19 protein-coding genes and 1 pseudogene are annotated in these 22738 nt (G+C 75.0%); 14 read left to right on the top strand and 6 right to left on the bottom strand.

All coding sequences use genetic code 11. The features are described 5' to 3' along the window. Positions 1-15: 15 nt before the first annotated feature. On the top strand, positions 16-648 hold the full coding sequence (locus tag FVA95_RS17270) for an NUDIX hydrolase (RefSeq protein ID WP_020623249.1): 633 nt from the start codon (positions 16-18) through the stop codon (positions 646-648). Between the two features lie 44 nt (positions 649-692). Here FVA95_RS17270 and FVA95_RS17275 read toward each other — a convergent pair whose 3' ends face one another. The 6 genes from FVA95_RS17275 to FVA95_RS17300 all read right to left on the bottom strand — a co-directional run bounded on the left by FVA95_RS17275 (position 693) and on the right by FVA95_RS17300 (position 8503). Further along, positions 693-2180 carry a CdaR family transcriptional regulator gene (locus FVA95_RS17275; protein WP_149665141.1) on the bottom strand — a complete coding sequence of 496 codons (1488 nt, stop codon included), beginning with the start codon at positions 2178-2180 and terminating at the stop codon, positions 693-695. Further along, positions 2177-3259 carry a DUF917 domain-containing protein gene (locus FVA95_RS17280; RefSeq protein ID WP_161992339.1) on the bottom strand — a complete coding sequence of 361 codons (1083 nt, stop codon included), beginning with the start codon at positions 3257-3259 and terminating at the stop codon, positions 2177-2179. The genes FVA95_RS17275 and FVA95_RS17280 overlap by 4 nt, the downstream gene beginning before the upstream one ends. A gap of 18 nt (positions 3260-3277) precedes the next feature. After that, positions 3278-4411 carry a DUF917 domain-containing protein gene (locus FVA95_RS17285; protein WP_149665143.1) on the bottom strand — a complete coding sequence of 378 codons (1134 nt, stop codon included), beginning with the start codon at positions 4409-4411 and terminating at the stop codon, positions 3278-3280. Continuing rightward, positions 4408-5508 carry a DUF917 domain-containing protein gene (locus FVA95_RS17290; protein ID WP_149665144.1) on the bottom strand — a complete coding sequence of 367 codons (1101 nt, stop codon included), beginning with the start codon at positions 5506-5508 and terminating at the stop codon, positions 4408-4410. Before FVA95_RS17290 ends, FVA95_RS17285 begins: the two co-directional genes overlap by 4 nt. Then, the gene (locus FVA95_RS17295) at positions 5505-7097 is read right to left on the bottom strand and encodes a hydantoinase/oxoprolinase family protein (RefSeq protein WP_149665145.1); all 1593 of its coding nucleotides are present in this window, start codon (positions 7095-7097) and stop codon (positions 5505-5507) included. The genes FVA95_RS17290 and FVA95_RS17295 overlap by 4 nt, the downstream gene beginning before the upstream one ends. A 68-nt stretch (positions 7098-7165) precedes the next feature. Next, the gene (locus tag FVA95_RS17300; protein ID WP_149665146.1) at positions 7166-8503 is read right to left on the bottom strand and encodes a cytosine permease; all 1338 of its coding nucleotides are present in this window, start codon (positions 8501-8503) and stop codon (positions 7166-7168) included. 141 nt (positions 8504-8644) lie between these two features. Here FVA95_RS17300 and FVA95_RS17305 point away from each other — a divergent pair, with 141 nt between their 5' ends. The 13 genes and pseudogenes from FVA95_RS17305 (at position 8645) to FVA95_RS17365 (ending at position 22679) form a co-directional block, all read left to right on the top strand. After that, positions 8645-9637, top strand: a complete 993-nt coding sequence (locus tag FVA95_RS17305) for an LLM class F420-dependent oxidoreductase (protein WP_149665147.1) — start codon at positions 8645-8647, stop codon at positions 9635-9637. A 3-nt stretch (positions 9638-9640) separates the two neighbouring features. Next, positions 9641-10564 carry a site-specific tyrosine recombinase XerD gene (locus tag FVA95_RS17310; protein WP_149665148.1) on the top strand — a complete coding sequence of 308 codons (924 nt, stop codon included), beginning with the start codon at positions 9641-9643 and terminating at the stop codon, positions 10562-10564. 55 nt (positions 10565-10619) lie between these two features. Beyond that, positions 10620-11309, top strand: a complete 690-nt coding sequence (locus FVA95_RS17315) for a DUF4097 family beta strand repeat-containing protein (RefSeq protein ID WP_149665149.1) — start codon at positions 10620-10622, stop codon at positions 11307-11309. Positions 11310-11498: 189 nt separating this feature from the next. Continuing rightward, positions 11499-12392 (top strand): ParA family protein, encoded by an 894-nt coding sequence (locus tag FVA95_RS17320; protein WP_149665150.1) that lies wholly within the window; start codon positions 11499-11501, stop codon positions 12390-12392. A 2-nt stretch (positions 12393-12394) separates the two neighbouring features. Next, positions 12395-13237 (top strand): annotated as a pseudogene (locus FVA95_RS32995) (ScpA family protein); the annotation flags it as partial. 229 nt (positions 13238-13466) lie between these two features. Next, positions 13467-14294, top strand: coding sequence for an SMC-Scp complex subunit ScpB (scpB, locus tag FVA95_RS17330; protein ID WP_149665152.1), 828 nt, complete (start codon positions 13467-13469; stop codon positions 14292-14294). 166 nt (positions 14295-14460) lie between these two features. Further along, positions 14461-15222: a pseudouridine synthase gene (locus FVA95_RS17335; RefSeq protein WP_020622137.1), complete on the top strand. Its 762-nt coding sequence runs from the start codon at positions 14461-14463 to the stop codon at positions 15220-15222. Then, a complete protein-coding gene (gene aroH, locus FVA95_RS17340) occupies positions 15222-15584 on the top strand; it encodes a chorismate mutase (RefSeq protein ID WP_020622138.1) in 363 nt (120 codons plus the stop codon). The genes FVA95_RS17335 and aroH overlap by 1 nt, the downstream gene beginning before the upstream one ends. A gap of 103 nt (positions 15585-15687) precedes the next feature. After that, a complete protein-coding gene (gene cmk, locus FVA95_RS17345; RefSeq protein ID WP_149665163.1) occupies positions 15688-16362 on the top strand; it encodes a (d)CMP kinase in 675 nt (224 codons plus the stop codon). Beyond that, positions 16359-17054 carry a 1-acyl-sn-glycerol-3-phosphate acyltransferase gene (locus tag FVA95_RS17350; protein WP_149665153.1) on the top strand — a complete coding sequence of 232 codons (696 nt, stop codon included), beginning with the start codon at positions 16359-16361 and terminating at the stop codon, positions 17052-17054. The genes cmk and FVA95_RS17350 overlap by 4 nt, the downstream gene beginning before the upstream one ends. 83 nt (positions 17055-17137) lie before the next feature. Continuing rightward, on the top strand, positions 17138-18550 hold the full coding sequence (der, locus tag FVA95_RS17355) for a ribosome biogenesis GTPase Der (RefSeq protein ID WP_164514873.1): 1413 nt from the start codon (positions 17138-17140) through the stop codon (positions 18548-18550). Continuing rightward, positions 18550-19524, top strand: a complete 975-nt coding sequence (locus FVA95_RS17360) for a zinc-binding dehydrogenase (RefSeq protein WP_240051553.1) — start codon at positions 18550-18552, stop codon at positions 19522-19524. Before der ends, FVA95_RS17360 begins: the two co-directional genes overlap by 1 nt. A gap of 215 nt (positions 19525-19739) precedes the next feature. Then, a complete protein-coding gene (locus FVA95_RS17365) occupies positions 19740-22679 on the top strand; it encodes a LuxR family transcriptional regulator (protein ID WP_149665155.1) in 2940 nt (979 codons plus the stop codon). Positions 22680-22738 lie beyond the last annotated feature (59 nt).

Consider the following 22738-nt stretch of genomic DNA (forward strand, 5'->3'; position numbering starts at 1 on the left):
CCGGGCGGTGGCCCGGTGACCCGCCCCGGTGAGCACGACTTCCCGGTCCGCTCGGCCACCGACATCTACTCCGGCCGTGTCATGGCGCTGCGGTCCGACCGCGTCGTCATGCCCGGCGGTCGGGTCGCGACCCGCGAGATCCTGGAGCACCCGGGGGCGGTCGCCGTCGTCGCGGTGGACGAGTCCGGGCGGGTCCGGATGTTGCACCAGTACCGCCACGCCGTCCGGCGACGGCTGTGGGAGCTCCCCGCCGGCCTGCTCGACGTGGCGGGGGAGGACCCCGCGGTCACCGCCGACCGGGAGCTGACCGAGGAGGCCGGACTGTCGGCGCGCGACTGGTCGGTGCTGCTCGACGTCGTGCCCTCGCCCGGGTTCTCCGACGAGTCGGTCCGCATCTTCCTGGCGCGCGACCTCGTCGAGAAGCCCCGCCCCGACCTGGGCGACGACGAGGAGGCCGACCTGGAGCTGCGCTGGATCCCGATCGCCGAGGCGCTCGGGATGGTGTTCTCCGGGGAGATCGTGAACGCGGTGTCCTGCGCCGGGCTGCTCGCGGCCCGCGCGGTCCTGGCCGGGGAGTTCGACCCGCGGCCGGTCGACGCCGAGTGGGTCGACCGGCCGTTCCGCTTCGCCCGCCGCGCCGACGAGTGACCGCCTCCGCCGCGGGGTGCCGCATCCTCCGGCCGTAGCCGCGTTCAGCTGTGGAACAGCACGCTGCGGCACGCCAGGTGCAGGGCGAGGCGCTCGTCCGGGTCGGCGAGGTCGACGCCGAGCACGTGGCGTACGCGTTCGATCCGGGTCGCGACGGTGTTGCGGTGCACCCCGAGCACCGCCGCGGTCTCGGTCAGCGACGACTCGGCGTCCAGGTAGGCGGTCAGCGTCGTCAGCAGGTCCCCGGGCCTGCCCTGCAGGGGCTCCAGCATCGACCTGGCGGCGGGCAGGAACGTGTCGGTGCGGGTCCAGGCCAGCAGCAGCGCCCCCAGGCCGAGCCGGTCGACGTGGACGAACCGGCCGCTGGTCGTGCGTTCGGCCGCGAGCCGGGCCGCGTCCCCGGCCTCGCCGAGGGTCCGGGCCAGGCCGCCCGCCCCGCGGTGCACCCGTCCCACCCCTGTCGAGGTCGGCAGGGAGTCCCGCAGCAGCCACTGGGTGCGCCGCGCGGCGGTCGCGTGCTGCTGCAGCTCGCCGGCGACGGGCTCGTGGTCGAACGTCGTCCAGGCGTTCCACCCCGGCCCCTGTTCGACGACGACCGCCCGCAGCCGCGCCGTCTCCACCGCCCGCAGCACCTGCTCCCGGGCCGCGACGATGTCCACCGAGGACGGCACGTCGATCCGCAGGCCCGCGTGCCAGCCGTCCAGCGACCAGCCCGCGTCGAGCGCCCGGCGACGCAGCCCGGCCGGGAGCGGGTCCCCGGCCTGCAGGATCTCGGCGAGCAGCGCCGTCCGCAGCCGCGCGTCGCGCTCCACGGTGAGCCGCTGCTCGGCGAGCCGCTGACGCACCGAGTCCGCGGCGACGGCCAGCGCCGCCCGCAGCGCCGCGGTCTCGGCGGGCACCCCCTCCGGCTCCGCGACGGCCAGGCGACCGTCCGGCGGGCCCGGACCGAACGCCACCTCCAGCAGCGCCGACCCGGCGTCGGGCGGCGGGGGCGCGGGCCCCGTCGGGTCCGCGCCCGCGACGACCGAGCCTCCCGGGTCGAGCAGCCACACCGGCCGTCGCCAGGTCCGGGCGAGGTCCGCGACGAGGTCGTCCACGCCGCCGTGCGGGACCCCGCACACCGCCGCCGTCCGACCGACGAGTGCCGCGACCACCTGGTCGGGTTCCTGCAGCAGCCGGGTCGCGGTCAGCGCGGCGGCCAGCGCGTCCGGAGTGCCGAGCACCGGCAGCTCCAGCCGCCCGGAGAGCAGCCGGCTCGCCGGGTGCAACGGTGCGTCCCCGGCGAGCAGCACCGCGACGGCCCCGGCCGCGACGGCGCGGCGCAGCAGCACGTCCAGGTGCCAGTCCTCGCGCGGCGCGGACACCGCGACCGTCAGCAACGCCGCCCGCACCTCACCCGGGTCGGCGTGCAGGTCGGCGACGGTGACCACCCGCTCGACCGTGGCGCCGTCCGGGACGGGCCCGCCCAGTGCGCGCACCGCGGCCCAGTCGGGGTGGGCGAGCAACCCGGACAGACCCAGCCCGCCGCTCACCGCTCCGCCCCCGTCCCGGGTCGCGCCGGTGCCGCCCCGTCGCGGGCCGTGGGCGGTCCGAGCCCGAACGCCTCCGGACCGACGTGGACAGCGGCATCCGGGCGGGCCGCCCACCACGGCGGCGCGGGCAGCACCAGGACCAGCACGTCGTCGCCGGAGCGGACGCCGTCGGCGGCGATCGGCACGGCCGAGCGACGGTCCAGCAGCACGATCACCTCCGGCGACGCGGCCACCGTCTCGCCGTCGGCGAGCACGAGTAGGTACTCGTTCTCCGCCTCGATCCGCAGGACGCCCGTACCGGGCGCGTCGACGGTGACCGCGGCCCGGCCGAACCGACCGACGGGGGAGCGGCGCACGTCCACCACCCGGCCGCCGCCGAGCGGGTGTCCGCCGAGCGCGTCCGCGACGCGGGCGGGTGCCGGGGTGTCACCCAGCCCGGCGTGCGCGCGACCCAGCCCCAGTGCGCGGCCCAGCGTGCCCAGGCAGGCGTCGCCGAGCGAGGCCGAGGCCGGTGCGGGTGCCATCACCGTCCCGGCCCAGCCGCCCGCCTGGGCGACGAACGCCCGCACGGTCCGCTCGGTCGACACCGCGTCCCCGCCGTCGACGACGACGGTCTGCCCGGCCGGCTCGGCCAGCGCCATCGGCGTCACCGCGCCCCCGGCGACGACCCGGGTCAGCTGGTCGACCCGGGGCAGCGCGCGCCCCATCAGGTCGGCGTCGACCAGTGGCAGCCCCAGCTGGTGGGCCAGCGGCAGCGGCAGCACGCCGTTCAGCCCGGCCGCCTCGAACGGCATGACCGCGGCCGGCTCGACCCCGGTCCAGCGGACCAGAGCGCGCACGGCCGCGGGCAGCTCGTCGCCCGAGGGCAGCTTCTCGCCCAGCACCCGGGTGCCGCCGAGCATCCCGACCGGCACGACCGGGGCGTCGCCGAGCTCCGCCGGGGAGTGCAGCCGGATCGGGCCCGCCGCCAGCACCGACCGCAGCACGTGGGCGTACACCCGGGCGTCGCCACCCCCGCCGGAGCCCAGCAGCAGCACCCCGGTGACGAGGGCGTCGACGTCTCCCGCGGTCACCTCCACGCCGGGGATGCTGCCAGGTCAGACCCGGTCCGTGGCGCCCGCGCCCCGGGGGACCGCCGCCTCCAGCGGCACGAAGTCCACGTCCAGACCGAAACAGGCCGGCCCGAACACGGCGAGGGCCTCCGGCGTGCGCATCATGTCCGGGGTGGAGATCCCCACCACGACGACGCGCTGGCCGTAGCGCAGCGCCTCGGTGGTGATCGGCTCCCCGGACTCGGCCTCCAGCACGCAGATGAGGTCCGGGACGACCGCGACGGTGGTGTCGTCGACGGTGGCGACCAGGGTCTCGTTCTGGAAGACCGTGCGGAGCTCCGAGCCGCCGTCGAACGCGGTGAACCGGGCGGTGCCGCGGGCGAACCCGTCGACGGTGCGCCGCTCGACATCGGTGACCTTGCCTGCGAACAGCACCCGCAGGTGCCGGTAGAGCGTCGGCGCGAGCGTGTCGGCGATCGCCGCGACCGGGTCGCCGAGCTGCTCGCGGGCCTCCCGGATCGCCCGGCCCAGCCGCAGCGCCAGGGTGAGGGTGTGCGGGATCGCGGTGCGGCGCACGTCGGCGCCGGACATCGGGTACTCCGCGATCAGCGCGGACCCGCCCATCCGGATGGCGGCGCCCCGCGCGAGGTGCTCCATGCGGTGGTTGTCGGTGCCGGTGTCGATGAGCACCGACTCGCCGTGGTCCCCGGCGACGACCATCGGGGACCCGGGCACGCCGTACACCCCGAAGGTCTCCATCTGCAGCTCCGGGAACGCCCGGCCCATGCCGTCGCCGTCGATCACCGGCAGCCCGGTCCGGGCCGCGACGAGCAGCGGGATCATCGAGTTGATGCCGCCGCACTCCATCGGGATGGTCGCGTCCGCGGTGCGCCCGAGGTGCTGTTCCAGGCGGCGCAGGGCGAGCACCGGCTCGTCGCCGCGCGGGATCTTCTCGATCATCACCGTGGGCGCGCCCATCATCGCCGTCGCGATGACGAACATCTCCTCCGGCAGGTCGGCCGGATCGGCCGGGTCGAGCACGGTGACCGGCCCGTGCTCGCGCATCGCCTGCTCCACCATGAGCCGCCCGATGTAGGGGTCCCCGCCGCCGCCGGTCCCGAGCAGCGCGGCGCCGCGGGCGAGGTCGGGCAGGTCGTCGGGGGTCAGGGTCCAGCTCATACCGGCGCTCCGTCCGTGGCGGTCTCGCCGACCCGTACCGGGTCGGTGTTGCCTGCGACCCGTACCGGGTCGGTGTCGTAGCCGAAGTACCGCGGTCCGACGACGGCGATCGCCTCCGGGGTGTGCCAGCGCGGGTCCGCGGGGGCGGCGAGCACGCTGACCCGGTGCCCGAAGCGCAGCGCCTCGGTGGTCACCGGCTCCCCGGTCGCGGTGTCCAGCACCATGATCAGGTCCGGGGTGGTGACGACCGTCGCGCCGTCGACCTCGGCGATCAGGTGCTCGTTCTGGAAGTGCAGGACGCACCCGCCGGACAGCGTCGCCGTCCCGCGGGCGAACCCGGTGGTGGTGCGCCGCTGCACGTCGACGACCTTCCCGGTGTGCACCACGCGTCCGCCGATCTCGGCGGCGGCCGCGGCGACCGGGTCGGTGAACCCGGCCCGGGCCCCGGCGATGGCACGCCCGATGCGCACGCAGAGCCCGAGGGTGCCGCGGATCATCGTCTCCCGCGCCCGGGCCCCGGTCATCGGGTAGTTCGAGATGATCGCGGTGCAGCCCATGGTGATCGTCATGGAGCGGGCGAGGTCCTCGGCCCACTTCGCGGTGGGGCAGTGCAGGACGCCGGTGTTGCCCTGCTCGTCGGTGATCGACATCGGGGTGGCGGGGACGCCGGCGATGCCGGGCAGCACCATCTGCAGCTCGGGGAACGCCCGGCCCATGCCGTCGCCGTCGATCAGCGGCAGCCCGAGCATCGCCGCACCGGCCACCGGGATCGTGGAGTTGATGCCGCTGGCCTCGATGCACGCGACGTGGGTGGGGGTGACCCCCAGGTGCTCGGCGAGCGCGGTGACCGCGCGGCCGATCTCGTCGTAGGCGGGCAGCTTCTCCACGCTCACCGTCGGCGCTCCCATCTGCGCGACGACGAACACGGCGGCGTCGTCGGGCAGGTCGGCGGGGTCGACGAGCGGCACAGGCCCGTGCTCGCGCAGCGCCCGCTGGGCCAGCAGCCGTCCCAGGTAGGGGTCGCCACCGCCGCCGGTCCCCAGCAGCGCGGCGCCGCGGGCGAGGGCGGGCAGGTCCTCGACGGTCAGCACAGTCACCGGGTCACCCTCCGCTCCAGACGCAGGTCGCCGACCGCCTTCGCGCGGATGCGGGTCGCGTTGCCGGGCAGGTAGGGGATGGGGACCTCGTCGAAGTCGACGAGCGCGACGGAGCCGGGGTCGGCGCCGGAGGCGACCGCACGGTCGACCGCCTCCTGCTTGGCGGCGTCGACGACGGCGTCGCGGTGCCCCGGCTCGATCGCGTACACCCGGTCGACCTCCCCACCGACCTGCGCGATCGCCGCGCCGATCGCGTTGGCGACGGCGAAGTTCTCCGGGCGGTGCACCGCGCCCAGCCCGGGGAAGGCGTCGGGCAGCAGCACCGAGCCGCCGCCGACGGCGACCACCGGCAGCGGGTCGGCGGAGATCCGCATGCGGTCCACGACGTCGGCGACGTCGGAGGCGATCCGGTCCAGCGCCGCGGTCACCAGCTCCCGGGACAGCCCGGCGACCAGGGAGCGGTCCCCGATGTCGGCCCGGCCCGCCGCGACGGCGATGTCGGTCGCGGTCAGGGTGTCGCCGCCGAACACCAGCGCCCGCTCGGTGAGCCGGTAGCCGACCGAGTCCGGGCCGACGGTGGGCCCCTCGGACCGTCCGGGCCCGCCGGTGCGGACCAGGGAGCCGCCGCCGATGCCGACGCTGAGCACGTCGGGCATCCGGAAGTTGGTGCGCACCCCGGCCACGCTGACCTCGACGGCGGCCTCCCGCGGGAAGCCAGCGGTCAGCACGCCGACGTCGGAGGTGGTGCCGCCGACGTCGACGACCGCGCAGGTGCCCAGCCCGGACAGCACGGCGGCTCCGCGCATCGAGTTGGTCGGACCCGAGGCGAACGTCGCCACCGGGTAGCGACGGGTGTAGCCGACGTCCATCAGGGTGCCGTCGTTCTGCGACAGGTACAGCGGCGCGGTGATGCCCTGGCCCTGCACCGCCCCGGCGAGCGCGTCGACGATGTGCGCGGCGAGCTCGCGCAGCGCGGCGTTGACGATCGTCGCGTTCTCCCGCTCCAGCAGCCCGACCCGGCCGATCTCGTGGGACAGCGAGATCGGGACGTCCTGGCCCAGCTCCTCGGCGATGATCTCCGCCGCGGCCAGCTCGCACTCGCTGGTCACCGGGGAGAACACCGAGGAGATCGCGACCGAACGGACGCCGTGCGCGGCCATGTCCGCGGCGTGGCGGCGCAGCTCGTCCGGGTCGATCGGGGAGATCCGGCGGCCGTCGAACTCGTGGCCGCCGTGGGCGAGGTAGCCGCGCCCGGCGATCGCGTCGACCAGCCGCTGCGGCCAGTCGACCATCGGCGGCAGCGCCGCGGTGGCCGGCAGGCCCAGGCGCAGCGCCGCGGTGGGGGCGAGGCGGCGGGCCTCGACCAGGGCGTTGACGAAGTGCGTCGTCCCGATCATCACGGCGTCGACGTCGTCGGGGGAGAACGGGTGGTCGGCCTGCAGACCGGTGAGCGCGCCGACGATGCCGGAGGTGACGTCGTCGGTGGTCGCGGACTTGACGGCGGCCAGTACCCGGACTCCGCCGGCCGGGGCGTCGTCGAGCAGGACGGCGTCGGTGTTGGTGCCGCCGACGTCGATGCCGATGCGCATGGAGTGCTCCTTCGGTGGTGCCGCGCCGCCCGCCCGCGGGATCGCGGACGGGCGGCGCGGAGTGCGGGTCAGGACGTGACGGCGGGGGCCGGGACCACGTCCGGCCGTTCGGTGCGGCTGACGCCGATCCCGCGGAGCAGCCCGAGCCGCCCGGCGACGACGTAGAGCACGAAGGCCGCCACGATCGAGTTCACGCTGGGCAGCCCGGCGTCGACCAGGCCGCCGAGCAGGGCCGAGGCGGCCCAGACGACCAGCGTCGCCGGCACCCAGGTCGGCGAGGTGGCGGGCAGCGCACCGGTGGTCCGCGCGGCCTCCAGGTCACCGCGCCAGCGCTTCACCACGAAGTACTCGGCGACCATGATCCCGGCGATCGGCGGGAACACCACGCCCAGCACCGACAGGAACCCGGTGAACAGGTCGAGGATGCCGCCCGCGGCCAGCAGCGAGCCGACGACGCCGAGCGCGAGGGTGACCATCGGGCGGCTGACGGTGCGCCCCAGGACGCTGCCGGCGAAGTTCACCACGCCCAGCCCGGCCGAGTAGAGGTTCCAGTCGTTGATCTTGAGAGTGCCGAGGATGATGATCAGCGTGCCGACCCAGCCGACCGACGACGTGACGATGGTGATGATGTCGTCGGACCGGACGGCGTGTGCGAGCAGCACACCGGACATGCCGATCACGTACTCGCCGAGGGTGAACCCGACGACGGTCTGCTTGACCACGTCGGCGGAGGTCCGGTTGAACCGGGTCATGTCCGGCGTGATGATCGCCCCGACGATGAAGCCGCCCGCGACCAGCGTCGTGCCTTCCACCAGCGAGATCGACGGCCCCGGCGGCGGGCTCACCATGAGCGCGCCGACGTCGTGGCCGAGCAGGGCGCTGCCGATCGACCAGCCGACCAGCACCAGGAAGGCCGGCACCGTCACGAAGGCGACCCACTGCATCGAGCCGAAGCCCCACAGCACGATCATGGTGACGACCAGGCCGAACACCAGCGACCACGCCCAGACCGGCAGCACCCCGACCAGCGAGACCAGGCCCTCGGCCGAGACCCCGGACTGGACGCCGAACCAGCCGACGAGGCTCACCCCGATCGCGACACCGATCAGTGCGCTGCCGCCGTGACCGAAGCCGGTCCAGCGGGCCAGCAGCGAGGTGTTCAGGCCCTCCTTGCAACCGATGATCCCGACGCCGATCGAGACCAGCTCCAGGATCACCGCGCCGAGGGTGAAGGCGAGGAAGGCGTCCCAGAACCCCATCCCGAACCCGAGTGTCGAGCCGAGCAGGAACTGGCTCAGGGCCGACACCTGCCCGAACCGCTGTACCGCCACGCTCCACCACGAGTACCGGGCGTGCTCCGGAACCCTGCTCAGGGCGTAGTCGTCCGTACCGACCCCACCGCTCATCTCGGTCTCCTCTCGGCTGGTCGGGAGAACGGTAGGTGCAGGTCAGGACCAGGTCACGGGGCGATGTGCCCGGTCCGGGGCCGGCGACTGTGCAGATCGCCCTTCCCGGCCGCGGAGCGGCGGGCGTCCTAGGCTCGGTGCATGCGTTTCGGACTCTTCGTGCCCCAGGGCTGGCGCCTCGATCTCGTCGGCGTCGACCCCACCGCGCAGTGGGACGTGATGCGCGGCCTCGCCGAGCACGCCGACCGCGGCGACGTCTGGGAGTCGGTCTGGGTCTACGACCACTTCCACACCGTCCCCGCGCCCACCGACGAGGCCTGCCACGAGGCGTGGAGCCTGATGGCCGCCTTCGCCGCGACGACCGAGCGGGTGCGGCTCGGCCAGATGTGCACCTGCATGGCCTACCGCAACCCCGCCCACCTGGCCAAGGTCGCCGCCACCACCGACGTCATCTCGAAGGGCCGCGTCGAGATGGGCATCGGCGCCGGCTGGTACGAGCACGAGTGGCGCGCCTACGGCTACGGCTTCCCCCGGCCCGGTGAGCGGCTCGGCATGCTCGAGGAGGGCGTGCAGATCTTCAGCCAGGCCTGGCGCGAGGGCCGGGCCACCCTGAACGGCACGCACTACACCGTCGACGACGCCATCGTCGCGCCCCGCCCGCTCCAGGACGGCGGCATCCCGCTGTGGATCGCCGGCGGCGGCGAGAAGGTCACGCTGAGGATCGCCGCGCAGTACGCGCAGTACACCAACTTCGACGGCACCTTCGACGGCTTCCGGCACAAGTCGGCGCTGCTCGCCGACCACTGCCGCGACGTCGGCACCGACTACGACGCCATCGTCCGCTCGGCCAACTACAACGTCGCGATCGGGCACACCGAGGCCGAGGTGGAGGAGCGGCTCGCCCGGCTCGTCGCCCGGCTGGAGCCGGTCGTCGGCGCGGAGAAGGCCCAGGGTGCGCTGGGTGCGTTCCGCGGGATGCCGGGCGTCGGGACCCCGGAGCAGATCGTGGAGAAGCTCTCCGCGTTGGCGGCCGTCGGCATGAGCTACGGCATCTTCTACTTCCCCGAGGCCGCCTACGACCGGTCGGGCATCGAGCTGTTCGAGCGCGAGGTCGTCCCGGCCCTGCGGGACTGACCGGTGCCGACCGCGCGACGGGTGGCCGAGGACTACCTCGACCATCTGGCCGTCGAACGGGGACGGGCGCAGAACACCCTGCGCTCCTACCGGCTCGACCTGGGGCGCTACCTCGACCACCTCGACCGCCTGGGACGCACGGAGCTGACCCAGGTGGCCGAGGCCGACGTCGCCGCGTTCGTCGCGGCCCTGCGCACGGGGGAGCGTCCGCTGGCCGCGTCGTCGGCGGCGCGGGCGCTGGCCGCGGTCCGCGGGCTGCACCGGTTCGCGCTGCACGAGGGGCTGACCCCGACCGACGTCGCGGCCGGGGTGGCGCCGCCCGCGCTGGGCTCGCGGCTGCCGTCCGCGCTGTCGGTCGACCAGGTCGACCAGCTGCTCGCCGGCTGCGTCTCCGACGGCCCGATCGGACTGCGCGACCGCGCCCTGCTGGAGCTGCTGTACTCCACCGGCGCCCGGATCTCCGAGGTCGTCGGCGCCGACCTCGACGACCTGGACCCGGACGCGCGGACGATCCTGCTGCACGGCAAGGGGAACAAGCAGCGGATCGTGCCGGTCGGGCGCCCCGCGCTCGCCGCCGTCGACGCCTACCGGGTCCGCGCCCGCCCCGACCTCGCGGCACGGGGCACGGGCAGCCCGGCGCTGCTGCTCAACGCCCGCGGCAACCGGCTGTCCCGGCAGAGCGCCTGGCACGTCCTACGGGCTGCCGCCGAGGCGTCCGGGCTGCCCGGCGACGTCGTCGCCACCGTCTCCCCGCACACGCTGCGGCACTGCTTCGCCACCCACCTGCTCTCCGGTGGCGCCGACGTGCGGGTGGTGCAGGAGCTGCTCGGGCACGCGAGCGTCGCGACCACGCAGATCTACACCCACGTCACCGTCGACACGCTGCGCGAGGTCTACGCCACCGCGCACCCCCGCGCCCGGGGGTGACCACGGACCCCGGGGCGGCGGGCCGCGGGGGAGGACGAACGACTACGTTCCGCCCATGCGGTACGGAACGTGGGTGACGGCGGTCGTGGCGGGACTCCTCCTGGCCGGGTGCGGTGGTGTCGCCGCCGGGCCGGAGCAGCAGCAGACGGTGAACGAGCCCGTCGACGGGACGGTCACCCGCGTCGAGGTCGACTCCGACGCCGGGGACGTGCGCCTCGTCGCGGGGGAGAAGGCTGCGGTCGAGCAGGACCTGCGGTGGACCGGAGACGCCCGCCCGCAGGTCGAGCAGAAGGTCGAGGGCGGCGTCCTGCGGATCACCGCCCGCTGCCCGGACCAGGGCGGCGACCGCTGCCAGGCAGGGCTCGTGGTGACCGCGCCTGCCGCGTCGTCGGCGCTGGTCGACCTGCGCGCGGGCGGCATCGAGGTCCGGGGGCTGACCGGGGCGCTGGACCTGACCTCGTCGGCGGGCGGGGTCGACGCCACCGGCGTCGGACCGGGCGACGTGCGGGCGAAGTCCAGCGCCGGCTCGGTCGAGCTGACCTTCGCCGCGGCGGCCGCGGACGTGACCGCGGAGTCCAGCGCCGGCGGCGTCGAGGTCCGGGTCCCGGTCGGTCCGGCCTACGAGGTGACCGCCGAGACCTCCGCCGGGTCGACCGAGGTCGGCGTCCCCGACCAGCCCGGTGCCGACCACCGGATCACCGCGAGGAGCAGCGCGGGAGGAGTGTCGGTCCTGCCCGCGGGCTGAGGCGCGACACGCCGGGGCGCACCGTCGGCCGGACGGCGCCCGCCCGAGGGTAGGGTGACCGGAAATCGATACCGCGACGTGGCCCGACAGGGACGTCGCCGCACGTGGGGGCATCTCCTGCAGTGCGGTCTCAGGCCCTGACCGGGACCCGAGACCCGGCACGGTACCCGCGACGAGACCGGAGACCGCATGAACCCGACGCGGCCGGAGGCCCAGGGCAGGTTCGACGACCCGAGCGACGAGCCGGCGCCGGATCACGGGCGAGGCACCCAGACCACCAGCGCGCGCGCTCCCGAGCCCGCACCGCTGTCGGTGCACGGGCCGGCCCGCGTGATCGCGGTGGCGAACCAGAAGGGCGGCGTCGGGAAGACGACGTCGACCATCAACCTCGGGGCCGCGCTCGCCGAGTACGGCCGCAAGGTCCTGCTCGTCGACTTCGACCCGCAGGGCGCGCTGTCGGTGGGCCTCGGCGTGCAGCCCCACCAGCTCGAGTCCACCGTCTACAACCTGCTGATGGAGCGCGGCGTCGAGGCCGACGAGGTGCTCCAGGACACCGGCGTGGAGAACCTCGACCTGCTGCCGTCGAACATCGACCTGTCGGCGGCCGAGGTCCAGCTCGTCACCGAGGTCGGCCGGGAGCAGGCACTGGGCCGCGCCCTCAAGCGGTTCCTGCCCGACTACGACATCGTCCTCATCGACTGCCAGCCGTCGCTGGGCCTGCTCACGATCAACGCGCTCGCCTGCGCCGACGAGGTCCTCATCCCGCTGGCCTGCGAGTTCTTCTCGCTGCGCGGCGTCGCGCTGCTGATGGACACCATCGACAAGGTGACCGAGCGGCTCAACCCGGACCTGCGCCTGCTCGGTGTGCTCCCGACGATGTTCGACACCCGCACGCTGCACACCCGCGAGGTCCACGACCGCGTGGTGGAGGCGTTCGGGGAGAAGGTGTTCGACGCCGTCATCAACCGGACGATCAAGTTCCCGGAGACCACGGTCGCCGGGGAGCCGATCACGACGTGGGCTCCCACGTCGTACGCCGCGGAGGCCTACCGGATGCTCGCGCGCGAGGTCATCGCCCGGTGACGCTGCTCGCCGACGGCGCCCCCGAGGGGCTCGACGACGGGGACGTGGCGGCGCCGCGGACCCGGCGCTTCACCGTCCGGCTGTACAACTTCGAGGGCCCGTTCGACCTGCTGCTGCAGCTGATCGGCAAGCACGAGCTCGACCTCACCGAGATGGCCCTGCACAAGGTCACCGACGACTTCATCGCCCATCTCACCGACCTCGGCGACGACGCCGACCTCGACGAGATCACCGAGTTCCTGGTCGTCGCGGCGACCCTGCTCGACCTGAAGGCCGCGCGGCTCGTGCCCGGCGCCGAGGTCGACGACGAGGACGACCTCGCCCTGCTCGAGGCCCGTGACCTGCTGTTCGCCCGGCTGCTGCAGTACCGCGCCTACAAGGAGGCCGCGGCGCTGTTCGTCGAGCTGGAGAACGGCGCGATGCGCCGCTTCCCGCGCTCGGTCGCGATCGAGGACCGCTACGCCGACCTGCTGCCCGAGGTGCTGCTCGGCGTCGACGCGCAGGCCTTCGCCGAACTCGCCGCCGCAGTGTTCCGGCCCCGCCCGCCGGACGAGGTCGGGGTCGACCACCTGCACGCGGTGCACGTGTCGGTGCCCGAGCACGCGGCGATCCTGCGGGAACGCCTCGCGCTCGTCGGCACGGCCACCTTCGCCGACCTGACCGCCGACTGCGTCGCGACGCTGGAGGTCATCGCCCGCTTCATGGCGCTGCTGGAGCTGTACCGGGAGCGCTCGGTCGCCCTGGAGCAGCCGGAGGCGTTCGCCGACCTGACGGTCACCTGGACCGCGGACCGCGACGACGACCCGGTCGCCTACGCCGCCGCACTGGAGGACGAGGCCGCCGCCGCCGAGGAGGCGGTGCGGGCCCGCGACCGGCGCCGCAGGAAGAAGAACCACCGCGAGGACCCCGTCGCGTCCGGCTCCGCCGCCGCGGACCCCGAGGGTCCCGGTTCCGAGGACCCGGATCGGCAGGACCTCGATCCGGAGGACACCGACCTCGCCGGTCACGGCTCCGACCCGGACCCGGCGGACGTGCTCCACCCCGAACCCGACGACGAGAGGACCGGAACCACCGGTGACTGAGCCGGACGACCGGCCGGGCTCCGACGACCCGGAGGACCGCCCGGCCCCCGCCACCACCGCACCAGTGACGACCGGGCCGAGCGATCGAGATGCACGTTCCGGCCCCGCCGAGGGCGGAAACGTGCATCTCGATGTGAGCCGGGAGCCACGACGCGACCCCACCGGTGGTGATCCCTCCCACGGGCCGGAGCTCTCCCGATCCGAGGACCCGCGGACGGAGGACCCGGAGCCCGAGGACGATCAGGACCCCGAGGACCCCGAGTTCCACGAGCTCGCCGACGACACCGAGCTCGAGCACGCCCTGGAGGCGCTGCTGCTCGTCGTCGACGCCCCCGTCGACGAGGCGTCGCTGGCCACGGCGCTGCACCAGACGCCGTCGCGGATCCGGCAGACGCTGCACCGGATGTCGCTGGCCTACACCGCCGACCGGCGCGGCATCGACCTGCGACGGGCGGGGGAGGGGTGGCGGTTCTACACCCGCGACCGCTACGCCCCCTACGTCGAGAAGATGCTGATGGACGGCCAGCGCGCCCGGCTGACCCGGGCCGCGCTGGAGACCCTCGCCGTCGTCGCGTACCGCCAGCCGGTCACCCGTGCCCGGGTCTCCGCGGTCCGGGGCGTCAACTGCGACGGCGTGCTCCGCACGCTGCTCACCCGGGGGCTGGTGGAGGAGGCGGGCACCGAGGAACACACCGGGGGGACGCTGTTCCGGACCACCGAGCTGTTCCTCGAACGGCTCGGGATATCCTCGGTGGCCGAGCTGCCCCCGCTGGCACCGCTGCTCCCCGACATCGACGCGATCGACGACCTGGACAGCTGACCCCGGTCCGGGAACGTCGACACCGGACCCGGCGCGCGCCGCCTGTCGGCGCCGCAGCCGAGCACGCCGGGTACCGTCGGTACCCGGCCGGTCCGGCGCCCTGCCGACGACCACCCGGCCCCACCGATTCCGGCCCTGACATTCCTGGACGAGGCAACAAGTCATCATGAGCAACACACACGACCCCGACGGCGTCCGGCTCCAGAAGGTGCTGGCCCGCGCGGGCGTCGCCTCCCGGCGCGCGGCGGAGGACCTCATCGCGCAGGGACGCGTGCAGGTCGACGGCGAGACCGTCCGCGAGCAGGGCCGCCGGATCGACCCGGAGACCGCGGTCGTCCACGTCGACGGCGCCCGGGTCACCCTGCGTGACGACCAGGTCTACCTGGCGCTGAACAAGCCGTACGGGTTGCACTCCACGATGTCCGACGACCTGGGCCGGCCGTGCATCGGTGACCTGCTCGCCGACCGCGTCGAGATCATGAACACCGCGCAGCGGCTGTTCCACGTCGGCCGGCTCGACGCCGAGACCGAGGGACTGCTGCTGCTCACCAACGACGGGGAGCTCGGCCACCGGCTGATGCACCCGTCCTACGAGGTGCCCAAGACCTACCTCGCCGAGATCGAGGGCAAGATCGCCCGGGACCTCGGGCGACGGCTGCGCGACGGCATCGAGCTGGAGGACGGCATCGCCCGCGTCGACGCGTTCAAGCTCGTCGACGCCGTCCCCGGCCGCGCCACCGTGCAGCTGGTCCTGCACGAGGGCCGCAAGCACATCGTGCGGCGGATGCTCGCCGAGGTCGGTCACCCGGTGCTCCGGCTGGTGCGGACCCACGTCGGCACGGTCGCGCTGGGCAACCAGCGGCCCGGCAAGCTCCGTCCCCTCGACCGTGTCGAGGTGGGTTCCCTGTACAAGGCGGTCGGTCTCTGATGGCCGTGCGGGCCCTGCGGGGCGCGACCCAGGTCGACGCCGACGACCGGCAACAGATCCTCGACCGCTCCGCCGAGCTGGTCACCGCGGTGCTGGAACGCAACGAGCTGGTTTCCGACGACATCATCTCGATCTGGTTCACCGCCACGCCGGACCTCACGGCCGAGTTCCCGGCGTACGCGGCACGGCTGCTCGGGCTCACCGACGTGCCGCTGATGTGCGCCACCGAGATGTCGGTGCCCGGCGCGCTGCCGCGGGTGCTGCGGCTGCTCGCCCACGTCGACACCCCGAAGCCGCGCTCGGCGATGCGTCACGTCTACCTGCACGGGGCCCGGGCGCTGCGCACCGATCTACCCCAGTAGGACACCCCGCCCCGTCGTGGCGGGGGCCGACCGGCGACAATGCCGGACGCAGCACACTCGAACACGGTGGGGGAACAAGGTGGCCTTGCGGGGCGTCGTCGCGATGGACGGTCCGTCCGGGACGGGCAAGTCGACCGTCTCCCGGCGGCTGGCGCAGGCCTGCTCAGCGGCCTATCTGGACACCGGGGCGATGTACCGCGCCGCGACCCTGGCCGCGCTGCGCGCCGGGCTGCGGGAGGGCGCGACGGAGGACGAGATCGTCCGCGCCGCCGTCGGGGCCCGCCTGGAGTCGGGCACCGACCCGGACGCGCCGACGATCACCCTGGACGGCGAGGACGTCTCCGGCCCGATCCGCGGCCCCGAGGTGACCGGGTTCGTCTCGGCCGTCTCGGCGGTGCCGCAGGTCCGCGCCGAGATGGTCGCCCGCCAGCACGCCCTGATCCGGGCGGCCGTCGAGAGCGGGGGCGGGATGGTCGTCGAGGGCCGCGACATCGGTACCGTGGTGGTGCCGGACGCGCCGCTCAAGGTCTACCTGACGGCGTCGCCGGAGGTCCGCGCGGCGCGGCGCGGGCGGCAGGACGAGAAGGCGGGCCGCAAGGCCGACCTGCACGTCACCCTCGCCGACGTCGAACGCCGGGACCGGCTCGACTCGTCGCGGCGGGTGTCCCCGCTGTATGCGGCGGCGGACGCGCTGGTGCTCGACACCGACCACCTGTCGGCGGACGCGGTGCTGGCGAAGCTGCGCGAGCTCGTCGCCGCGCGGGGGCTGGACGGGTGAGCCGGGCGCGTGCGCTGCCGGAGCACACTCTCGGGTGGCTGCACGACCTCGGCCGCTGGATCGGCACGTGGGTGTGGGTGCCGTTCTTCCGGGTGCGGATCCGGCACCGGGAGCGGATCCCGGCGACCGGTCCGGTGGTGCTCGTCGCGAACCACACCGCGTTCGTCGACGGACCGCTGCTGTTCGGCATGTTCGGGCGCCGCGTGGTGTTCCTGGTGAAGGCGGAGATGTTCACCGGGATCGTGGGGACGCTGCTGCGGTGGCTGGGGCAGGTGCCGGTGCGGCGTGACGTCGTCGACCGGAGGCCGCTGACGACCCTGCTGGAGGTCCTGCGCGACGGGGGCATGGTGGCCGTCTTCCCGGAGGGGACCCGCGGCACCGGCGGGCTCGGCGGTGACATCGGCAGGGCCCGGCAGGGCGCGGCCTGGCTGGCTCGTTCGGCATCGGCGCCGCTGCTCCCGGTGGCGGTGCGCGGCACGCGCCGCCCGGTGGGTGCGGCCCGCCGCTTCCGCCCCCGGGTGGACGTGCTGGTCGGTGACCCGCTGCCGGCGCCGACGGCGCCGGGACGGGACGGCCTGGCCGCCGCGACCGCCCAGGTCACGGAGGCCCTGCGGACACTGGTCCGCGAACTGGACAACGAACACAGGCAAGTGACACGGCCCGACGCGGCCGGGGACGTGAGAGAGCAGTGAGCGAGAACAGCGAACGCGGAACGAGCCTCGGCGCGGCGTACGACGCCGGCGTCGGGGTCGGTGACGCGGCCGACCGGGCCGAGATGGACCGGCTCGGGCTGGACCCGGCCGAGTTCGTCGCGGTCGACTCCGACGGTGTGGTCACCGCCGGGATCGACCCCGACGAGGTCCTGGCGACCCCGACCCTGGCCGTCGTCGGCCGCCCGAACGTCGGCAAGTCCACCCTGGTCAACCGGATGCTGGGCCGTCGCGAGGCGGTCGTGCAGGACGTGCCGGGGGTGACCCGTGACCGCGTCGTCTACGACGCGCTGTGGAACGGCCGCCGGTTCAAGCTGATGGACACCGGGGGCTGGGAGCCCGACGCCGACGGCCTGCAGGGCTTCGTCGCCCGCCAGGCCGAGACCGCGATGCGGATCGCCGACGCGGTACTGCTCGTCGTCGACGCCACGGTCGGTGCGACCGCGACCGACCAGGCCGTGGCGCGGGTCCTGCGGCGCGCCGACGTCCCGGTGATGCTGTGCGCCACCAAGGTCGACGACGACCGGCTCACCTCCGACACCGCCGACCTGTGGCGGCTCGGGCTCGGCGAGCCGCACCCGGTGTCGGGCCTGCACGGCCGCGGCTCCGGTGACCTCCTCGACGCGATCCTGGAGATCCTCCCCGAGACCCCGCGCGACGACTTCGGCGCGTCCGGGGGCGGCCCGCGCCGGGTGGCGCTGGTCGGCAAGCCGAACGTCGGCAAGTCCAGCCTGCTGAACAAGCTGGCGGGCGAGGAGCGGTCGGTCGTCCACGACGTCGCGGGCACCACCGTCGACCCGGTCGACTCCCTGGTCGAGCTCGACGGCCAGGTGTTCCGCTTCGTCGACACCGCCGGCCTGCGCAAGCGGGTCAAGATGGCCTCGGGCATGGAGTACTACGCCTCGCTGCGGACGAGCTCCGCGATCGAGTCCGCCGAGGTCGCCCTGGTGCTGATCGACGCCTCCGAGCCGATCGCCGAGCAGGACCAGCGGGTCCTGACGATGGTGGTGGAGTCCGGGCGCGCCCTGGTCATCCTGTTCAACAAGTGGGACAAGGTCGACGAGGAGCGCCGCCACCAGCTCACCCGCGAGCTGGAGCGCGACCTGATCAGCGTGCGCTGGGCGGAGCGGGTCAACGTGTCCGCGCTGACCGGCCGGTCGACCCAGCGGATCGCACCGGCGCTGAACCGCGCACTGGCGTCCTGGGACACTCGGGTGCCGACCGGGCGGCTCAACCAGTGGCTCAACGACCTCGTCGCCGCGACCCCGCCGCCGGTCCGCGGCGGCAAGCAGCCGAAGATCATGTTCGCGACGCAGGCGCAGACCCGTCCGCCGACGTTCGTGCTGTTCACCAGCGGGTTCCTCGAGGCGGGCTACCGGCGCTTCATCGAGCGGCGGCTGCGTGAGGAGTTCGGGTTCGGCGGCACGCCGATCCGCGTCTCGGTCCGGGTCCGCGAGAAGCGCGCCCGGAAGAAGTGATGCGGGCCCTCCGCGGCCGTCCCGGTGCCCGGACCTGGGAGGTCGGCCGGATCGACACCCCGGCCCCGGGGCCGGGGGAGCTGCTCGTGCGGGTCCGGGCGGCCGGGGTGAACCGGGCCGACCTGCTCGCGCTGGGTGGTGGCTACCCCGTCCCGCACGCCGACGACGACGGCACCTTCACCGCGGGCATGGAGCTCGCGGGTGAGGTCGTCGCCGCCGGTCCGGGCGTCACCGGCGCACCGGGCCGCGGGCCGGGGGACCGGGTGTTCGCGTCCGCCCCGGCCGCGTTCGCCGAGTACGCCGTCGTCGACGCCCGCCGCGCCCTGCCCGTCCCGTCCGGGCTGACCTGGACCGAGGCCGCCGCGCTGCCGGTCGCGCTGGAGACCGCGCACGACGCGCTGGTCACCCAGGCCGGGTTCGGCGCCGACGGCGGCGCCGTCCTGGTGCTCGGGGGCAGTACCGGGGTCGGGCAGGTCGCGATCCGGCTGGCCGCTGCGCTGGGGGCCGCGCCGGTCCTCGCGACGACGACCTCGCCCACCAAGCGCTCCGCGCTCGTCGACGCGGGGGCGATCCCGCTCGTCGGGATCGATGCGCTGGGTGATCTCGACGGGCCCGTCGACGTCGTGCTGGACCTCGTCGGCGGCGACCACCTGGCGGCCGTCCTGTCCGCCGTGCGGATCGGCGGGACGATCGTGCAGATCGGCCGGCTCGCCGGGCCGTCGGCGACGCTGGACCTGAACACCCTGTCCTTCCGCAGGCTGCGCCTGATCGGCACCACCTTCAGCGTCCGTGGCGCCGACGAGCGTGCTGCGGTCGCCGCCGCGCTGACGCCGGTCCTCGGCCTCGTCGGTGACGGGCGGGTGCGTGCCACCGTCGACCGCGTCGTGGCCCTCGACGACGCCCCGGACGTCGTCGCGCACCTGCGGTCCGGCAGTGCCGTCGGCAAGGTCGTGATCGAGATGTCCGGCTCGTGACGCCACGCCCCTCATCCACCGGCGCAGCCCCGACGAGCGCCCGGACGTGACTGTGCAGACGTGAGAGGGAGCCGATGTGACGACGCCGGAGTGACGGCCGTCGCACGGCTCCGGCGGGCGGGTGCTGCCTGCGAGCCCTCGATCCTGCTCGCTCGGTGCACCGTCACCACGGGCCCCCTGGAACGGTGACGACACGGTCACTATCGTGGCCGGACGTGAGGGAGACACCGGCCGAGGTCTTCCACGGCCGGGTCGCGGAGCTGGACCTGCTCGCCGAGGCGCTGCGCGACGCCGTCGCCGGCGGCGCCTCGGCCGTTCTCCTCGGCGGCGACGCCGGGGTCGGCAAGACCCGGCTGGTGTCGGAGTTCGGCCGGACCGCGACGAGCGGTGGCGCGGTCGTGCTGTCCGGCCGCGCGCTGGACATCGCCGACGCCCCGCCGTTCTGGCCGGTCGTGTCCGCCCTGCGCGAACAGTCCCGCAGCCGCGGCGCCCTGGGCCGGGAGTGTGCCGCCGCGCTGTCCCGGCTGGACCGCGCCGACGCTCCGGCCGGGCGGGTCGAGATGCTGGGGGAGCTGGCCGCCGTCGTCGAGCGGGCGGCCCGCCGGGCGCCGGTGGTGCTCGTCGTCGACGACCTGCACCGCGCCGACCGCTCCACCCGCGATCTGTTCGCCTACCTGCTGGCGGCGCTGTCGTCGTCGCCGGTGCTGCTGGTCGGCACCTACCGCGACGACCCGGCGGGCGGTGTCCCGATCGACCTCCTCGGGCTCACCGGGGAGCTGCGCCGGCACCGTGGGGTGCGCTTCGCCCGGGTGGAGCCGCTGCCCCGGCACGAGCTGGCCGAGCTGGTCGCGCGGTGGGCACCCGAGCGGCACGACATCGAGGACCTGGTGTGGCGGCACTCCGGTGGGAACGTGTTCCTGGCCCGCGAGACCGTCCGCGCCGTGCTCGACGGGGACCCGCACGGGGTGCCGCAGACCGTCCGCGAGCTGGTGCGGGCGGGCGCCGCCGGGCTGTCGGCGGCGGCGACGGCGGTCGTGCGGGCCGTCGCGGCCGGGGTCGGGGAGGTCGAGCACACGCTGCTGGCCGCCGTCGTCGACGTCGACGGGGCGGAGCTGGCCGCCGCCGTGCGGGAGGCTGCCGACGCCGGGTTCGTCGTCGTCGCCGGTGCCGACGGCTACACGCTGCGGCACGGGCTGATGACCGAGGTCGTCTCCGCGGACCTGCTCCCCGCCGAGCGGGTCGAGCTGCACCGCCGCTACGCCACCGCGCTGCACGGCGGCCACCGCGTCCCCGGGTCGGCAGCCCGCCTGGCGCACCACTGGCAGCTCGCCGGGCGCCCCGACGAGGCGCTGGAGGCGACCCTCGACGCCGCGCAGGAGGCGGAACGGCTGCGCGGCTACGCCGAGGCGCACCGGCACTGGCTGCGCGCGGCCACGTTGCCGGTCCCGGCCGCCGTCCGCGACCGCAGCCGCTACCTGGAACGGGCGGCGGCGGCCGCGGCCCTGGCGGGCGACCACGGCTCGGCCGTGGCGCTGCTGGCCGAACGGCTCGGCGAACCCGACGCGCCCACCGGCACCGAGCATGCGGTGCTCCGGTCCCGGCTCGGCCGCTACCTCGGTGCGGCGGGTCAGCTGGCCGAGGCCGAGGAGGCCCACCGGCGCGCCGTCGCCACCCTGCCCGCCGACAGCGACGACCCGGACGACCCGGACGACCCGGACGACCCGGACGACACCGCCGTCGCCGCCCGCGCCGAGGTCCTCGCCGGGTTCGCAGCCGCGCTCCTCGACCGGGCCGACTACGCCGGTGCCCGCACCGTCGCCGAGGACGCGCTGGTCGCGGCGCGCCGGGTGGGCGAGCCGCGGGCACTGGCGTCGGTGCTGGCGACGCTCGGGTTCGGTGCCGCGCACTCCCGCGACGGCACCGCCGGGCTCGACGCGCTGACCGAGGCGGTCGCCGTCGCCGAGGCCGGCGGCGACCCGGAGACGCTGGGGGAGTGCCTGGCCCGGCGCGCGGAGCTGCTGACCGGCCCGCTCAACGCCCTCGACGACGGCGTCGCCGCGGCCCGGGCGGGCGCCGAGCGGATGTCCGGGCTGGGGCTGGGGCGGACCGCGTCGGTGTCGCTGCGGGTGGTGGCGGCGAACGGGCTGTTCCGCGCCGGAGCCTGGGACGAGGCCGAGCGTGAGGTGGCGACGGCGTGGGCGGCCGCCCCGTCCGGTGCGCAGATGCTGGAGCTGCGCCTGGCCCGCGCCCGGCTCCGGATGGGGCGTGGCGACCTCGACGGCTCCGACGTCGACCTCACCGCGGCCGAGCTCGTCGCCGGGTCGACGGGCCTGCCCAAGCAGCGGCTGCCGCTGCTGATCCTGCGCGCCGGGCTGGAGATGTGGCGGGGCAACCCGGAGCTGGCGTTCGCCCACGTCGGGAAGGGGCTCGACGTCGTCGAGTCCGGGATCGACGACGTCTTCGCGGTGGCGCCGCTGCTCTGGCACGGCGCCCGCGCACACGCCCAGGCCGTCCTCGCCGGACGACCCCCCGACGCCAGCGGGCTGCGGCGGCTGCGCCGCCACCGCCGCGACCTCGTCGAGCGCGGGGAGCGTTCGGCCCCGGCGCTGCGCGGGGTGATCGCGAGCTACGAGGCCATGTGCTCCGCCGAGGACGCCCGGATCACCCCGGGCGCCGACCCGGACACCTGGCGGGGTGTCGCCGACCTGCTCGACGGCCTCGGCCAGCCCTACCCGGGTTCCTACGCCCGGCTGCGCAGCGCCGAGGCGCTGCTGTCGGGCCGACGCACCGAGGACGGCGCCGCGGACCTGCGCCGTGCCGCCGAGCTCGCCGCAGGACTGCGGGCCGGTCCGCTGCTGACCGAGATCGCCGAGGTCGCCCACCGGACCCGGATCGAGGTGCCCGCACTCGCCGCGGTCGGCGCGGTCGGTCATGCCCCGGTCGCCGTGGACGGCCCGCTGGCCCGGCTCACCGACCGCGAACGCGAGGTGCTGGAGGTCCTCGCCGACGGCGCCACCAACAAGCAGATCGCGGCCCGGCTGTTCATCACCCCGAAGACGGTCGGTGCCCACCTCGCCTCGGTCTTCGCCAAGCTCGACGTCACCAACCGCACCAGCGCCGCGGCCGTCCTGCGTGAGCACCGCGCCGACATCTAGGTCATTCGCCCTATACCGTCGCCACGCCCGCTCGACCAAGGTGATCACCGGACCGAGCG

It is taken from the genome of Pseudonocardia sp. EV170527-09 (assembly GCF_008369905.1).
Classification (GTDB): Bacteria; Actinomycetota; Actinomycetes; order Mycobacteriales; family Pseudonocardiaceae; genus Pseudonocardia.